The sequence below is a fragment of the Akkermansia sp. N21116 genome, assembly GCF_029854705.2.
GTDB lineage: Bacteria > Verrucomicrobiota > Verrucomicrobiia > Verrucomicrobiales > Akkermansiaceae > Akkermansia.
This window is the reverse complement of sequence record NZ_CP139035.1, coordinates 3,396,227-3,413,197: the sequence shown is the minus strand read 5'-3', so window position 1 is coordinate 3,413,197 and position 16,971 is coordinate 3,396,227. Positions and strand designations below refer to the sequence as shown.

General features: G+C 52.2%; 13 protein-coding genes. 9 read left to right on the top strand and 4 right to left on the bottom strand.

The features are described 5' to 3' along the window. Positions 1-44: 44 nt before the first annotated feature. Positions 45-818: a hypothetical protein gene (locus QET93_RS12880; RefSeq protein WP_322190017.1), complete on the top strand. Its 774-nt coding sequence runs from the start codon at positions 45-47 to the stop codon at positions 816-818. 105 nt (positions 819-923) lie between these two features. Next, positions 924-3,095, top strand: coding sequence for a sulfatase-like hydrolase/transferase (locus QET93_RS12875; protein WP_280132502.1), 2,172 nt, complete (start codon positions 924-926; stop codon positions 3,093-3,095). 84 nt (positions 3,096-3,179) lie between these two features. Here QET93_RS12875 and QET93_RS12870 read toward each other — a convergent pair whose 3' ends face one another. Continuing rightward, a complete protein-coding gene (locus tag QET93_RS12870) occupies positions 3,180-4,364 on the bottom strand; it encodes a multidrug effflux MFS transporter (protein WP_280132501.1) in 1,185 nt (394 codons plus the stop codon). Between the two features lie 139 nt (positions 4,365-4,503). Between QET93_RS12870 and QET93_RS12865 the strand changes: the two genes are divergently transcribed. The 6 genes from QET93_RS12865 (at position 4,504) to QET93_RS12840 (ending at position 10,681) form a co-directional block, all read left to right on the top strand. Further along, on the top strand, positions 4,504-5,280 hold the full coding sequence (locus QET93_RS12865) for a hypothetical protein (RefSeq protein ID WP_280127479.1): 777 nt from the start codon (positions 4,504-4,506) through the stop codon (positions 5,278-5,280). Positions 5,281-5,375: 95 nt separating this feature from the next. After that, positions 5,376-5,834 carry a nucleoside-diphosphate kinase gene (locus QET93_RS12860; protein WP_280127478.1) on the top strand — a complete coding sequence of 153 codons (459 nt, stop codon included), beginning with the start codon at positions 5,376-5,378 and terminating at the stop codon, positions 5,832-5,834. A gap of 101 nt (positions 5,835-5,935) precedes the next feature. Next, complete coding sequence (cysK, locus tag QET93_RS12855) at positions 5,936-6,910, top strand: cysteine synthase A (RefSeq protein ID WP_280132500.1); 975 nt, start codon at positions 5,936-5,938, stop codon at positions 6,908-6,910. A 62-nt stretch (positions 6,911-6,972) separates the two neighbouring features. Next, entirely contained in the window at positions 6,973-9,093 is a 2,121-nt protein-coding gene (locus tag QET93_RS12850; RefSeq protein WP_280132499.1) for an alpha-L-fucosidase, read from the top strand. 101 nt (positions 9,094-9,194) lie between these two features. Then, positions 9,195-9,950 (top strand): hypothetical protein, encoded by a 756-nt coding sequence (locus QET93_RS12845; protein ID WP_280132498.1) that lies wholly within the window; start codon positions 9,195-9,197, stop codon positions 9,948-9,950. Positions 9,951-10,282: 332 nt separating this feature from the next. After that, positions 10,283-10,681, top strand: a complete 399-nt coding sequence (locus QET93_RS12840) for a hypothetical protein (protein WP_322190016.1) — start codon at positions 10,283-10,285, stop codon at positions 10,679-10,681. A gap of 116 nt (positions 10,682-10,797) precedes the next feature. Here QET93_RS12840 and QET93_RS12835 read toward each other — a convergent pair whose 3' ends face one another. From QET93_RS12835 to QET93_RS12825, 3 genes are all read right to left on the bottom strand, one after another. Beyond that, the gene (locus tag QET93_RS12835) at positions 10,798-13,203 is read right to left on the bottom strand and encodes a GH92 family glycosyl hydrolase (protein WP_280132496.1); all 2,406 of its coding nucleotides are present in this window, start codon (positions 13,201-13,203) and stop codon (positions 10,798-10,800) included. Positions 13,204-13,418: 215 nt separating this feature from the next. Next, positions 13,419-14,354: a PfkB family carbohydrate kinase gene (locus QET93_RS12830; RefSeq protein WP_280132495.1), complete on the bottom strand. Its 936-nt coding sequence runs from the start codon at positions 14,352-14,354 to the stop codon at positions 13,419-13,421. Between the two features lie 56 nt (positions 14,355-14,410). Further along, a complete protein-coding gene (locus tag QET93_RS12825; protein ID WP_280127474.1) occupies positions 14,411-15,571 on the bottom strand; it encodes an iron-containing alcohol dehydrogenase in 1,161 nt (386 codons plus the stop codon). A gap of 125 nt (positions 15,572-15,696) precedes the next feature. Here QET93_RS12825 and ftsA point away from each other — a divergent pair, with 125 nt between their 5' ends. Beyond that, positions 15,697-16,956: a cell division protein FtsA gene (gene ftsA, locus QET93_RS12820; protein ID WP_322190014.1), complete on the top strand. Its 1,260-nt coding sequence runs from the start codon at positions 15,697-15,699 to the stop codon at positions 16,954-16,956. The last annotated feature ends 15 nt before the right edge of the window (positions 16,957-16,971 follow it).

Sequence of the window (16,971 nt, the reverse complement as noted above, 5' to 3'; positions counted from 1 at the left end):
CACAGTGCAATCGGAGGGCTAAAGCGGTTTCCTACAAGGCCCGAATGGCTTCGACCGAGTACTGGGATGATTCCTGGGATGCCGGGATGGTGGAGGATTTGGCTTTTCCGACGGGGTGGAGGAAGTGGATGCGCCGGATGATGGGGGTCTTCGTGTTTTTACCGCTGGCCATTCTATTGTCGATGACACTTTTCGGCGAGGTGGTGAAATCCAGGACCAATGTGGACGTCTGGTTGTCGGAAGCCGTGTGGTTTTCCATCATGGGGTGCTTGGTGTGGATCGTGCTGGCGGCGATCCGCATTTGCATGTCGCCGTTTTTGTACTGGTATGTCCTGGGGCATGAACTGACGCATGCCGTAGCTGTGATCCTGAGTTTCGGCAAGGTGTCCGGGTTTCGTGCGGCACTGGATGGCGGGCATGTCCAGACGAATAAAAACAATCTTTTTATTGCCCTGTCCCCCTATTTCATTCCTTTGTGGGCGTTAGTCTGGGCCGGTATTTATGCCGTGATCAATTGGATATGGCCTCTCGACGGATGGCAGGCCCTGCTATACGGCGGTATCGGTTTCTGGTGGGCCTATCACTTGTACTGGACGAGTTGGATCATTCCCAAGGATCAGCCCGATTTAAAAGAAAATGGAACGTTTTTTTCCCTGATGATTGTTTATTTGGCCAATCTGGTGCTGCTGACAGGGATGTTGATGTTGTGCGGACTTGTTGGATTCAAGGCGTTTTGGCTCGGGCTGAAAATCAATTCCCTGGACATGTGGAATACGTTCCATGAATTGGCGGTCTGGTTTGCCGGGGTGGTGCACTGAACAATCCTTTCGGGTGCCGGGGTGTACCTGTCTTGTTGCTTTCTGTGAGGAAATGAACTCTTTTTTGTGGATATATGAAACATATTGATTAGAATACTTCCCTGTATGCGCTTCTTCCATTATTTGCTTATTGTTCCGGTTTGCCTGGCAGGATGGAGCCTTCCTGCATCGGCGAAGGCACCCAAGCCCAATATTGTTTTTATTCTTGTCGATGACATGGGGTGGGGAGATCTCGGATGTTTTTACCAGAATGACCGTCATAAAGAGCGGAAACCCGTTCTTACTACGCCCAATCTGGACAAGATGGGCAAGGAGGGTATCCAGCTCCGCCGGCACTATTCCGGCGCTCCTGTATGCGCTCCTTCCCGTGCTTCTTTGTTTTCCGGCGTTCATCAGGGGAATGCCCGCGTCGTCCGAGACAATACGTTCGACATGCCTCTGGAGAATTCCCATACGCTGGCTTCCGTGCTGAAGCAGGCCGGTTATTCGACGGCCCTGATCGGCAAATGGGGACTGGGCGGAGGCCGTGAAAGCGGCGGAGGTCCCGATGAATCGACAGCGTTTCCCACGAAGCGGGGATTTGACTACTTTTTCGGTTATCTCGACCATATTGCCGGGCATCGTCATTATCCGGCAAATGATCCGGCCGCCGGTCCCCGAGGCATCACGGCTATTTGGGACAACGACAAGATTATCACGAAAGATTGCGACAAGGCCTATTCGACGGATCTTCTGACAGCTCGTGCAAAAAAATGGATTGTGGATCATGAAAAGGAAGATCCTGGCAAGCCGTTTTTCCTGGCATTGACCTACATTGCTCCCCATGCTGCGCTGAAAGTTCCGACCAAGGCTTATCCTTCCGGGGGAGGTCTCAAGGGTGGGGTTCAGTGGATTGGCGAACCCGGACGGATTATCAACACCGCTTCCGGAGAGATTGATTCCTTCATCTATCCCCGATATAAAAGGCAGGACTGGCCCGAATTCGCCAAGCGCCATGCAACGATGATCGGCCGTATTGACGAAGGCGTGGGCGATATCCTCCACCTGCTTAAGGATCTTAAAATCGATAAAAATACTTTGGTGGTGTTCGCTTCCGACAATGGCCCCCATAATGAAGGCAGTTTCTACAAGTTCGTCCAGAATCCCTCCTTCTTCCGTTCCTATGGCCCGTTTGATGGAATCAAGCGCGACATGTGGGAAGGCGGCATGCGTGTTCCGGCTCTGGTTCGTTGGCCCGCCGCCATTCCGGCCGGACAGGTTTCCCAAAATCCGGGACAGTTCCACGACTGGATGGCTACATTTGCCGAAGTCGCCGGCGTGCCGGTTCCCGCCCGTACAGACGGCACCTCCCTGATCCCGACACTGACGGGGCATGGAGAGCGCCAGGAACCCGGTATTGTTTATTTCGAATACAATTACGGGGGAAAGACTCCTGCCTATGCCGATTTTGCCGATGAACATAAGAATGCGATTCGCGGTCAGCAGCAGGCTGTTTACATCGGCAAGTACATCGGTGTCCGTACCGGAATCAAAAATCAGTCGGACGATTTCCAAATCTTCGACACGGAAAAAGATCCCCAGGAAACGAACAATCTTGCAACGTCCCTGCCCAATGCTTCGAAGTTGCAGCAGGAGATGAAGGACAAGGTCCTCCGGGTTCGCCGCGTATACGATTATAATAATACGGTCCGGGGCAATCTTGTCCACCGTCCCTATGACAATGAACTCGTCCCGGGGGTAGAAGCTCCCGATGCCAAACCGGGTCTCGCTTTTGCATTGATCGACAGTAAACCGGCTCCTTGGGTGCCGCGCGCTCCCAAGGGGACCAAGACGGAATCCGTCAACGGATTGGTTTTTCCCGCTTCCCTGGCATCGGACAAAAAGGGATTCTCCGGGGAATGGTCCGGGTTGATCCGCATCCCGAAGGACGGAGATTACAAATTCTTCGTCAAGACGGATGCAAACTCCGGTTCCAAGGCCTTCGTTCGCCTGCATGGCAAGGACGGGATGGCTCTTGTCGATGCGGACTTTGCCTATACTCCGGGAGAAGAAGTGGATTCATCCGCCGCAATAGGCACGGATGAATGCAAACCGGCCAAGACCGGTATGACTCCCGTTCATTTGAAGGCCGGGTTGCATCCGATCACCATCGGTTACGTCCATGGCGCCGGAGAAAGCGCTCCCGTACTGGATTTCTCTTGGAAAGGTCCGCAGATCAAAAAGGCACTGGTGCCTGCCGATGCGTTCTTCCAGGTGTCGGCTCATCAGAACCGATAGGAGGCTGTTTCAACAGATCTGATTTTCAACGAGGCCGTTCCGACACCCATCGGAACGGCCTCGTTGTTTCCCCTTCCTATGCATTCAAGCCGGGTCGCCGGCGGAGTGATACGTCCTGAAATGGAGGAACCCCATGAGAACGGCGACAACCAGGCTGCTTGCCAGGAAAACGATAGCCGTCGAATGGCAAATATTTCCGATGCCAACGAGCGGTGAGACGAGTCCGCCGGCGCCGAACAGGACGGCTCCCAGGAAGGCTGAGGCCGTTCCGGCACGTTTTTTCTCGCTGTTCATGGCGAGAATGGTCGAAGACGGCATGATCAATCCCAGGAAGAACAAGGCAAGGAACAGACTGGCCTCAAACAGCCATAACGGGCCGTCCGCCAGCAGAATTCCCGCTGTGGAAATTGTCGTCAAGATACCCAGGATACAGCCTGTCCGCAAAGCGATCCGCACATTGGAAAAGGAAGAAAGAACGAGGCTGCTGGCTACCATGGCCAGGGAATTGACAGCGAAGGCTCCTCCGAACATCATGGGATTTAAGCCATAGTGGTTTTGCAGGACATAGGGAGATGAGGAGATATAGGCAAACAGAATCCCGAATGTGGCTCCCTGCAATAAGCTGTATAACATGAAGGAGCGGTTTCGGAACAGATAACGGAATTGAGCAAGAGAGGCAACGGGCGATGCCTGGAGACGTTTACCATCGGGCAGGGATTCCTTGAACCGCAGGGATAGGATCGTGATCGTTATGCCCAGGGCGAACAGGAAAACGAAGATCCCTCTCCAGTTCGTCACTTCCAGCAGCAGGCTGCCGCAGATGGGGGAGATCATTGGAGCCAGGCTGTTCATGGCCATGATAATGCCGAAGGCGCGTGTCAGATCCTTCCCGGTAAACAAATCGGTCGTGATCGAACGGGAGAGGACGATGCCGCCTGCTCCGGCCATTCCCTGGAGCACGCGGAATACCAGGAAGGAATGGATGTCCCACGCCAGTATGCATCCTCCTGTCGATGCCAGAAAGAGAAGGAGAGAGATGCGGAGAGGATTCCGCCTCCCGTATTTGTCGCTGAGAGGGCCGATGAGGATCTGTCCGATGGCCAGGCCGATCATGCTGGTCGTCAGGCTCAGTTGAACCATGACGGGAGTCGTCGAGAAACTGTCTGCCATCATCGGGAGGGCCGGCAGATACATATCCGTGAGCAAGGGAGCAAAGCCCGATAGTGCCGCTAGGAAAATGTAGATGAAAAGACGGTAGGCGCGACTCATGAGATGATTGTTTGTTATCGAAATGAAATTAATAATGCAAGATAATAGTTTTTATTTGGTAATTATTTTACATGATGTGATGACCGGCATGCGGAGGGATCGGAATTGACAGGGGAGGGGATTCGATAACAGTAGTTGCATGAAATACCTTCTGCTGTGCGCTTGTATTGTTTTGGGCTTCGTTTCCCTGTCTGCCTCTGCGCCTTCTACGGAAGGAGTAAAGGATAAAATTGCCCGTAAGATCTGGCAGAACGAATGTGCCGGTTCCGTGAAGGGCCTTGTGTCATGGAACAAAGGGGAGAACTTTCCTTCCTTGGGAATCGGGCATTTTATCTGGTACCCTCGAGGTGTCCGCGGGCCGTTTGAGGAGAGTTTCCCGGAATTTGTCCGCTTTGCCGCGTCCAAGGGCGTTACCGTGCCTTCCTGGGCGCGCGGGACTGCCCCCTGGGCGGACAGGCAGGCTTTTTTGGCTTCCGACAAAAAAGGAGGATTGGCCGATGTCATGCGTGCATGGCTGGCCTCCCATACGGAAATCCAGGCGGATTTCATCATTAAACGCTCGGTATCGGCTTTGCAGAGGATTTGCCGTGAAGCGAAGAATCCGGAGGATATCTCGCGGAAATATTATGCCGTGGCCTCGACTCCTCAGGGGATGTATGCGTTGATCGACTATGTCAATTTTAAAGGGGAGGGCGTGAACGCCGCGGAGCGGTACCGCAACCAGGGATGGGGGCTCCTTCAGGTGCTGGAGGAGATGCGGCCCGTCGTTGCGGGAAATGCGGCTTCTACAGAGTTTTCCCGAGCGGCCGGAAAGGTCCTTTCCCGGCGCGTTGCCAATAGTCCTGCCGACCGCGGCGAACGCAGGTGGCTCCAGGGTTGGTTGAACCGTTGTGCGACCTATGCCGTCCCCTTGTAACGGGTTTTCGTCACAATTTTTCGTGTGATTTGCCTTGACGTACCCCTCCCGGGCAGTGTACTCCGCATGCCTACATTAATAATTGAGTATTGACAATGACTCCTTACACAAACGAAGAAACGTCTCTGATTTTGTTCAAGCCCGACTGTGTGCGCAAAAACCTTTCCGGTACGATTTTGAAGCGGCTCCTGCATGAAGGATTCCGCCTTCGCGGGCTGAAAATGATCCAGCTGGATGAAGCGATTTTAAGAGAACACTATGCACATATTCTCGATCTTGTGATCGACGGAACCCCTCTCTTTCCCCGTTTGCTCGCTTTCATGACCAGTTCCCCGGTCGTCGCTGTGGCTTTGAGCGGCCCCGGCGTGATCGTACGCGTACGCGAATTGCTTGGACCTACCAATTCCACCAAGGCTCCCAAGGGAACGATCCGCGGCGATTACGGCACCGATAGCATGATGAATATTTGTCACGCTTCCGATAGTCCCGAATCGGCAGCGACGGAACTTGCCCGTTTCTTTAAGCCGGGTGAATTGTTCGATTATCTCAGTTGATCCCTGATGGTTCAACTGTTTGATTGGGGATGTCCTCCCGGGGGACATCCCTTTTTAAATTCTCCGTGGACGGGAGATGGAAAAGAGAGTAAATATCCGGTATGGATTTTAACTCAGGCATAGCGGCAAACGTCATTGATACGATCGGGGGGACGCCCATGATCCGTCTGAATAAGGTGACGGAGGGCAGTCCTGCTGAAATTCTACTGAAGTGCGAATTCCGCAATCCTCTTTTCAGTATTAAAGACAGGGTGGCCCTTTTCATGATCCGCGAGGCCGAACGCCGGGGACTCCTGAAACCGGGGGGCTTGATTATCGAACCGACCTCCGGCAATACGGGAATCGGGCTGGCCTTCGTTGCCCGTAGCCTGGGGTACCGGTGTCTGCTGGTCATGCCGGAGACCATGTCGGTGGAACGCCGGGCTTTGCTCGGCATGCTCGGTGCGGAAATTGTCCTGACTCCCGGTTCCCTGGCTATGAAAGGTTCTATCGATAAAGCCCGGGAGTTGACGGAGAAATACGGTGACAATGCCTTCATGCCCGATCAGTTTTCCAACCCGGCTAATGCCGAAGCCCATTACATGGGGACCGGCCCCGAAATTGTGGCTCAGACGGGCGGTCGTGTGGATGTGTTCGTTGCTGGAATCGGTACCGGCGGGACGATTATGGGTATTGGACGCCGCTTGAAGGAAGAATGTCCCGGTGTCCGTATCGTTGGCATGGAACCGTCCGAAAGCGCCGTGTTGTCGGGAGGTTCCCCGGGGGCTCATATGATCCAGGGAATAGGAGCCGGATTTATCCCCTCTATTCTGGACGTATCCCTGTTGGATGAAGTCATTGCTGTTCCGGGAGAGGCCGCTGTCGAAATGGCCCGGCGCCTGAACAAGGAAGAAGGGATTCCTGCCGGTATTTCCACGGGAGGCAATGTGTACGCTGCTCTGGAACTGGCCCGGCGTCCCGGCATGGAGGGCAAGCGTATTGTGACGGTGGCCTCTTCCGCCGTAGAACGGTACATGAGTACCGTGCTGGTCAGGAATGTCCGGGAACAAGTCACACACCTTCCCATCAGTCGATAGGGAACGATGTAAGATCAAAGAGTTTGAAAGAGAATGCCCTTTTATAGCGTATATTATACGCTATGACGAACAATTCGACTCTCCTTTGTTCCATGCTGGCCGGTATTGCCGCGCTGGCGTGGAGTAGTCCGGCTTCCATGGACGTTGAAGCCCCCCGTCCGTACGGGGCGGTGCCTTCGCCAGCTCAGTTGGCGTGGAACGACATGGAAATGCACGGGTTTGTTCATTTTACGACGAACACGTTTACGGGAAGGGAATGGGGATTTGGTGACGAATCACCGGACATGTTCAACCCGACGGATTATGACCCGGAGCAAATCGTCAAGGTCATGGCCGATGGGGGCATGAAAGGGATTATCCTCACGGCCAAGCATCACGACGGCTTTTGCCTGTGGCCGACAAAGACGACCAAGCACAGCGTAGCTTCCTCTTCGTGGAAGCACGGCAAAGGAGATGTCGTACGCGACTTCGCCAACGCCTGTAAAAAATACGGGTTGAAGTTCGGCATTTATCTTTCGCCCTGGGACCGCAACCATCCTGCCTACGGAACGCCGGAATACATCAAGGTCTACCGCGAACAACTTCGAGAATTGCTGACCAATTATGGCCCCTTGTTTGAAGTATGGCACGACGGTGCCAATGGAGGCGACGGTTACTACGGTGGCAAACGGGAAAAGCGTTCCATTGACCGTAGTACCTACTACGATTGGCCCAAAACCTGGGAACTCGTGCACCGGCTTCAGCCGGGAGCCGTCATTTTCTCCGATGTCGGACCGGGATGCCGATGGGTCGGCAATGAATCGGGTTTTGCCAATTATCCCTGCTGGGCGACGTATGAACCTAAGAGCCCTGATGCTTCCCCTGCCGCTCCCGGGCATTGCACTTCCGGCAATCTCCCATCCGGAGACGTGAACGGCAAATTCTGGATTCCTGCCGAGGCGGATGTTTCCATTCGTCCGGGCTGGTTCTGGCACGAATCTGAAAATGCACGTGTCAGGACTCCGGAAAACCTGATGGAACTGTACTTTTGCAGCGTTGGCCGCGGAGCCAATCTCAATCTCAATGTTCCGCCGGATCGCCGCGGGCGCATCCATGAAAATGATGAGGTAGCTCTGAAGGGATTCGCCGCACTCCTCAAAAAACTTTATTCCCGCAACTTTGCAGCCGGTGCTGTCGTTTCGGCGGATTCCACTCGCCCGGGAACGGATGCTTCCCGGGTATTGGATCGCAAGAGAACGACTTTCTGGATGGCTGCCGATGGTCACAAGACGGGTACGGTGACATTGAATTTGCCGGAAGAGGCCGAGTTCGACGTCATTCGCTTGGCGGAACCGATTCAGCTGGGACAGAGAATTCGTAAGTTCTCCGTCTCCGTTTTGGAGGATGGCCAGTTTGTGCCATGGGTTGACGGCAGCAGCATTGGCGGCCACACCCTGCGTCAGGGTAAGCTTGTCAAAACCAAAGCTGTTCGCGTATCCATCGATGCGGCGGATGCCGAACCGGCCTTGAGCGAAATTTCGCTTTGGAAGCGCCCGGTTGTGATGAAAGCCCCGGAAGTCGTTCGGAACGCCGAGGGCAAGGTTGAATTGAAATCTCCCTCCGGCATGACGCTTCGTTATACCCTCGACGGCACGGAACCGGGGACTTCGTCTCCGGAATACAAGGAACCTCTGAATTTACCGCTTGGCGGTAAAATTGCCGCTCGTGCATTCCGTGGAGAAGAAATGTCTTCCGTCACTACTGAAGAACTCCCCGTCAGCACGGCAGACTGGAAGGTCATCGCCGCTGAACAAGCCGCCTCTGATCCGAAGGCTGCCATCGATGGCAATCCACGTACTTTGTGGCACACGCACGCCGGTTCCGGAGAAATCGCTCCTCCTCAGGCCATCGACATCGATATGGGTTCTTCCATCCCTGTGTCTGCCGTGTACTACACGCCCCGGCAGGATGGCATCACCCGCGGCATCATCAGCAACTACGAAGTCTATCTGAGCCAGGATGGCAAGGATTGGGGCTCCCCAGTTGCCGCTGGTGAATTCTCCAACATCAAGGCCAACCCCATTCGCCAGAAAATCACCTTGGAGAAACCTGTCTCTGCTCGCTACATGCGCTTCGTCGGCAAATCCGTCGTCGATGGCAACCATGTTGTCGTTGCTGAACTCGGCGTCGAAGCGGCACGATAATTTGCCCCTTTACCCAACAGGGCTGGTTCCATGTTTGGAATCAGCCCTGCTTGATTATTTTGATTGTGGCAGTATGGGGAAGGTAGTAGAGAGAACAAACGATGTCTCTTCCTGCCCGCCTTTGTTTCATCCTGATCCCCGTACTGGGGCTTTTCCTGAGTTCCTGCACGCTTGTTGACCATTCGTGGAACAAGCTGGAAAAAGATACAGTGTTCTACCTGCCAGAGCAACCAGCAGGGAAGAAGGCATATAGAATCGAAAGTCAGGGGAAAAATGATCTTCTCGCCGGGGATTACATTCCCTGCACATTGGTTCCCTATTCCCGTGAAACATCTCCTTTTGTCCATTCTGTGTTTGGTGGTGTCGTTGGGGCTGCTGATATCAGAGAAATTGTGTTTCGTCGGAGAGATGACTTGCCCGTGCGCACCGGATATGTAGTGGATAACCGGATAAGGAGGCACACCGTGTTTAGTCTGCCGCGTCGGGCTAAGCTGGTGAAGAGAGAAGCTGATGAAGATGAAAGATTCAGCTCTGTATTTTGGCGATACGAGGTGACTCATTGTGAAGGAGACAGTCCAAACTATTGTGGCTACAACGATCTTCCAGAATTTCCGGCAGAGGGTCGCCCGAAGAAAATTGTGACGGAAAGCCTTACCTTCTATAATAACAATTTTGTCCTCTGCAAATCCCCTCCTCCATCGCCCTTTGCTTGTGAACCAGCGAGCAGGCGGGTTTCCTGCCCGCTTTATGACCGTTTCATCAATTATCCCCTCGGGGCGGTGCAGGTTGTGACTTTTCCCATCGTCTGGCCACTTCACGAATGGCTATGGGGTTACTTGAGAAGCGACGACGAATAGATTGCCTCCTTCCGAATCAGCCCTGCTTGATTATTTTGATTGTGGCAGTATGGGGAAGGTAGTATGAGAAACAAACGATGTCTTTTCCTGCCCGCCTTTGTTTCATCCTGATTCCCGTACTGGGGATTTTCTTGAGCTCCTGCACGCTTGTTGACCATTCGTGAAACAAGCTGGAAAAAGATACAGTGTTCTACCTGCCAGAGCAACCAGCAGGGAAGAAGGCGTATAGAATCGAAAGTCAGGGAGAAGATGACCCTCTAGCCGGGGATTACATTCCCTGCACATTGGTTCCCTATTCCCGTGAAACATCTCCTTTTGTCCATTCTGTGTTTATGGGGCTTATCGATATCAGAGAAATTGTGTTTCGTCGGAGAGATGACTTGCCCGTGCGCACCGGATATGTAGTGGTGGATCGAGGAAGAAGGAATACCGTGTTTAGTCTGCCGCGTCGGGCGAAGCTGGTGAAGAGAGAAGCTGATGAAGATGAAAGAATAGGTGCACAGTGGGAATATGAGATGCCTCTTTGGGAAGGAGGTAAACCGAGCTATTGCGGCTACAATAAGCTTCCCAAATTCCCGGCAACGAGACGCCCGAAGAAAATTGTGATGGAAAGCTGTACTTCCTATAATGGCAGTGTTGTCATCTGCAAGTCTCCTCCCCCGTCTCCCTTTGCTTGTGAAGCGACGAGCAGGCAAGTTCCTTGTCTGGTTTATGACCGTTTCATCAATTAGCCCATCGGGCCGTACAGTTTGTTGCTTTCCCCATCGTCTGGTTACTTTACGAATTACCAATGGGAGCCTTGAGGAGCGACGAAGGATAGATTGGCTTCTTTACTAGTTTCAGCGGGTTATGGTGCGGTATTCCGTGATGCGTTTTTATGAAAAGTACCCCAATCGTTGTTGGGATTCTGTCCCATATCAAGTTCGAGAACTCCTCCTTCTATAATCTGTTCGTGGGATATTCCGCAAGATGTCCATGGTTTACCGTTTAAACGGGCAGATTGGATATAGATATTTTTTCGGTTGTTATGATTGGCCTTAATGACAAATTCCTTGCCTTTGGCGTAACGAGGATCCAGTTTGATTGTAATTTGTTCAAAAACAGGACTGGTGATTTCATAACGTGTATCTCCGGGACAGATGGGATGAATTCCCATTGCTGCCAATACATACCAGGCGGACATTTGGCCGACATCTTCGTTACCTACTAGTCCTTCAACTGAATTCCCATAAGCTTTGTTACAAATTTTCCTGGTCCAGAACTGGGTTTCACAAGGACTGCCAAGTCTGTTAAACAGGAACGGAATATGGTGAACCGGTTCGTTGGCATGATTGTAATAATTGTTCCAGAGCATGTCTTCCGGAGTATGATTGAATAGATTTCGCAATTCCATCAGAGCCATATCTTTGCCTCCTAAAAGTTCGATAAAGCCCTCTATGTCATGAGGAACAAACCAGCCCTGTTGGTAAGGATTGGATTCCGTGCAACCATAACCTTGGGCCAACCTGCCTTGAACTGGCCAATCTTTCCATGAACCGTCGGCGTTTCGTGGACGAAACCACTTCTTTTCCGAATCAAAAATGTTTCTATAACTTTGTGAACGTTTTGAAAATATGGTTTCATCGTTGCCATTTCCCAAAGCCCGGGCGAGCCGGGAGAGACACCAGTCGGAATAGGCGTATTCCAATGTTTTTGAAATGGATCCGGGGGTGAATCCTTTTTCTCCATTACCAAATTTTTCACAGGATTGACGAGCAAATTTATATCCTTTGATGATATCGAAATTTCTGATTCCTTTGGCATAGGCATCTGCTATAACAGATACGGCAGGATTGCCGATCATGCAACCGCTGTAGGCATTTAAAAATTCCCAGCGTTCCAAGTATCCCTTATCACTTTCATCGGCCAGTTCTACAAGTGAATTAATGGAGTCATTGACAATTTCAGGGTTTATGATTGTCTGTAGGGGGTATTGACTTCTAAAGACATCCCAACCGCTAAAAATAGTTCTTTTAACAAACCGATTATTTTTGCGCACTCTGCTATCTCCTCCAAGGTAGGAACCATTTACATCGGAAAAATTGCGAGGATCTATCATGGTATGGTAGAGGGCCGTATAAAAAACGGTCTTATCATCTTCCGTACCTCCTTGGACGATGATTTTATCCAGAACATCATTCCATAAGTTGCGGGCATTATTTCGGATATGATCAAAATCAAAATTTTTGATTTCTGACTGCAGGTTTTCTTCTGCTGCTTGCATGGATGTAAATGAGATTCCTGCTTTGATGAGAATTTGTTCTCCCTCTGCTGTTTGAAATTCAGAATAGAATCCTAGATGTTTACCTTGTTTTTCCCTACATCCTTTTTCGATTTCGGCTTGAGAAACGAGTTTCTGATAGGCTTTCGTTTCAACATTGTGACGTCTTCGTTCCATATCTTCGGAAATTTCCGCCTGCCAAACGCCGAATGATTGGAATGGTTTACTGAATTGGGCATAGAAATAAACGGTGTAATTAGGGTGACCGGCTCCATTGCCCCAGCCACCTCCTTCAGGCGTACATTTCATCCATCCTTTGATTGTGTGATCGTTAATGACTTGAATGTATTGCTCTGTGGATGTTCCTCCTACCCGTCTGGCCAAGTCAATCTGAATGCGGGAAGAGGAATTTTTCGGGAATGTAAACCTGAGGATGCCGCTATGTGGAGCTGCCGTTGCTTCTGCTCGAATTCCGTAATCCGTCAGGCTTGCTGCATAATAACCGGCTTGTGCTACTTCATCTTTTTTTGAAAATCGGGAACGATATCCCTCATTGGGTGATTGAGGTGTTCCGGCTACCGTATGCAATCTCCCTGTTGTCGGCATAACCAGAAAATTGCCGAGGTCTCCATACCATCCCACTCCACTCATCTGGGTGAATGCGAATCCTTCAATCGTGTTGTTTTCGTAACTATATCCGGATCCATTATCTCCTCCTGTAACCGTATTTGGACTGATTTGAGTCAATCCAAAAGGAGTGGTGGCTCCGGGAAACGTTTTGCCCAGACCGTGGCTGGATCTGGCTTGGGTCACACTTGTACTTGCTCCTATGAAGGGATTAACATAATCGACAGAAGGTTTTGCATATCCTGAAGGTAGATTACCAATAACTAGGGGAAACAATAGTAAATATTTTAGTGTTATGAAATTATGTTGTAGAGGAAAAACGATTAAAGTATCGGTGGCGATTCTTTTTTGAAATGGTGAATTCATGAAATGATACAAAAAATGTGATTCTAAACTAAGTATAAATCGCGAAAAGCAATAGATTCCTTTCATTTTTTTTACTATGAAAATGTCATGAAATGTCGCCCGATCATGGTGAGTCGGAATCTTGACATGATTGAGTCGGGAGGGGTGTCTTTTCCTCTGTCTCTTGTTCAAGAAGAGACAAAAGTGTAGGAAGGTGGGAAATAGGGTGAATCGACCTACCAGTCCCACCGGGTCATGGCACGGTATTCTGTGAGACGCTCATCGAAACGTTTTCTGTCCATTGTGAACAAGGCGGCGGCAGAGAAGGATTCACAGGTGAAGGAGGCTGCTACCGTGGCGTGGACAATGCCTCGCTTGATGTCGTCGAACGTAGGGGCAAGGCCCGGCAGGCAGGCAAGGTAGCCGGAAAGGGCGCCGAGAAACGTGTCGCCGGCTCCGGTGGGATCGACGACGGATCTCAAAGGCCAGGCCGGACAACGGAACATGCGCAGGCCGTCGCGTGCATTCCGGGCAAAGAGGCTTGCCCCGTATTCCCCCTGCTTGATGATGGCGTAGGCGGGGCCCAGGGAAAGGATGTGTTCTCCGGCTTCAAGAAGACTGTCGGTATGGGCGTACCCCTTGGCTTCATCTTCGTTCATCAGCGCGATGTGGGAGCGCTTCATGACGGCGTCGAGCATTTCCGGCTGACGCGTAATCCACTTGTCCATGGAGTCCGTCAGGACGAGTCGGGGATTACGGCACTGGTTCAGGAACTGGAGCTGGCGGGCGGGTACCATGCAACTTGCGACGATGACCGGGTGATCGCGCAGGACTTCCGGGACATCTACTTCCCAGTTGACCATAACTTCATCTTTGGCTGACACGGTACGCCGTTTGTTCATATTGTCGTAGTATTCTCCTGTCCAGGCGAAAGACGGGCCCTGGTAGCGGACGACATGGTCGAGATTGACGTGTTGCCGTTCGAGGGATTCCATCCAGTCTCCGGGAAAGTCGTTGCCGATGATACTGAGGATGTCCACCGAGTCGGCAAAGAGCCGTGCCGCAACTCCGGCGAAACAAGCGGAACCACCCAGGACGGAGTCCGCCCGGTCGGTAGGCGTAATAATCGTATCAATGCCGATGGTGCCGGAGAGAAGAATGCGGGCTGACATGGAAACAAAAAAAGCGGGAACGGCTTGCAACCGTTCCCGTCGGGTTGGTGAATGGATTACTTGTAGGATTTTTTGAGGATTTCCACTACGTCATCAATGGTGAAGCGGGGCACGTCGATGGCGAACAGGCTGCCCATGGTATCAAATGCCGTCTTGGCATAAGTACGGAATTTTTCCGGTACCAGTTTGTAGTCCGACATTTTCAGGGAATCCACTCCGCAGGCCTTTTGGAGGGCGACTAGCGCGCGGATGAAACCATCGACGGAGGGTTCTTCTCCCATGGCTACAGCCATTTGGGCATAGCGTTCCGGACTGGAGGGGCCGTAGGTTTCATGATAAGCCTTGGAGATCATGATGAGTCCGGCGCCATGGGGCAGGGAGGGATCATAGGCGCTCAGGGCATGTTCGATGGAGTGTTCGGACGAGCAGCAGGACGCGGTTTCTACAATGCCGGAGTAGGTGTTGGCCAGGGCGACATAGCTGCGGGCTTCAATGTTGCCTCCGTCGCGGACGGCCGTGGGGAGATACTTGGCAAGGTATTCGATAGCTTTGAGGGCGAACATGTCGCTGATGGGAGAGGCGATTTTGACGATGTAGCCTTCAACGGAGTGGAACAGGGCATCGAACCCCTGGTAGGCCGTCAGATGCGGAGGAACGGTTGTCATAAGTTCCGGATCGACAATGGATATTGTCGGGAACGTACCTTTGTAGCCGAAGCCTATTTTCTCATGAGTATCTTCCTTGGTGATCACCGTCCAGGGGTCGGACTCCGTGCCGGTCCCAGCTGTCGTGGTGATACAAATAATGGGCAGAGGTTTGTTCGGAACCGGGAGCGCCTTGCCGCTTCCTCCGCTGATGTAATCCCAGTAATGGCCGGGATTGGTTGCCATGACGGCGATGGATTTGGCGGAGTCCATGCTGCTGCCTCCTCCGAGGCCGATGACGAAATCGCATTTTTCCTCACAGGCGATGGCGGCGGCTTCCATCACGTGTTCCACGATGGGGTTGGGCTGGATTTTATCGTATACGATGGAGTCGGCGCCGTTTTCCTTGAGGAGGGCGCGCACCCGGTCGAGATAACCGAGCCTCTTGACGGAGGAACCGCCGATAACAATCATGGCTTTCGTACCGGGGAGTTCGATCTCGGCAAGTTTGTTCAGGGAACCGGGACCAAAATGAATATCCGCGGGCATCAAGAATTGAAAATTTTCGAACATGGACCAACCCTAGCAAGGCCTGCTGCAGTCGTCAAGCAGCCAGCCTGCCCGGTCGGTTCAGGGGGTGCAGGATGATGCGGACATGATTAATCGTGATTTCACAAGTCTTGTAGTTGATATGGGAAATGAATTGTGGCACAAATGCGCAAGGAAACTTAACGACTGGCTCCATGGGACATACGAAGATACACGTAGGATTGGAAATAGGGACTAGCAAGACTTGCATGGTCGTCGGGGAAGTGAAGCCCGACGCCACCGTGACGATCATTGGCGTGGGGGAGGTCAAGAGCTCCGGTGTGATCAAGGGCGAAATAGCCGATCCGGCAAAAGCCATCCAAAGCATTTACGATGCCTGGGTGCTTGCCCAGGATCATGCTGATGTGGACATTATGACGGTTTACCTCTCTGTGACCGGCTCCCACATCGTGGGAAAAACGAACCGCGGCACGTTCCGTCTTCCGGAGGATGAAAGTATCATTAGCCGCGAGCATATGGATGAGGTGACGGACATTGCCAAGGACTGTCCCCTTGGCCCGGATCAGTTTGTCCTGCACCGCGTGCCGGGACTTTTCTCCGTGGACGGGCAGGAGAATCTCAGCAATCCGGAAGGCTTGTCCGGACGGACTCTTGACATCGACTGCCATATTATTCACGGCATGAAGACTCGTATCACCAATTCCCTGCGTTGCGTGCGGGAAGTCCCTCTGGAAGTCGAGGATGTCGTTTTCGCGCCTCTGGCTACGGCTCAATACGTGCTGAGTCGCCAGAGCAAGCAGGCGGGAGCCCTCCTCATCGACATGGGGGGAGGTACGACCGATTATGCCTTGTACATCGAAGGCCAGCTTACCGCCTCCGGTTGCGTGCCGCTCGGCGGAGATCACATTACCAATGATATCCGCCAGTATACGGGTATTCCCTGGGTCAAGTCGGAGTTGCTTAAAAAGACGGAAGGAGATGCCTACGGCAGTCCCGGACGTTCGAGCGATATGGCTCGTTTGGTCGGCGACCCCGGCATGAAAGATTTCTCCGTTTCACGGACGGTTCTCAATGAGTTGATTCAGAACCGCCTTGTGGAAACCTTCAAGGTTCTCAAGAAATGCTTGCCCGACGATGTATTCAAGAAACACCGTTGCAGCGAGGTGTACCTGTGCGGAGGCGCCAGCCTGATGAGAGGCGTCGGCGAATTGGCTTCCCGTATGTTCGGAGTGCCGATTAACCAGCCGAGCATGTCCGAAGATCAGGGTTCGGCTACCTATCTGGACGATCCACGTTATGCGACGGCTATCGGCCTGATTCGGTATGCGCAGATTCTTGATGCGGAACTGCCTCGCAAAACCGGTTTTCTGGGATCCCTTAAAAATTTGATTATGAAGAAAAAACGTTGAACGGCAAACTCCTTC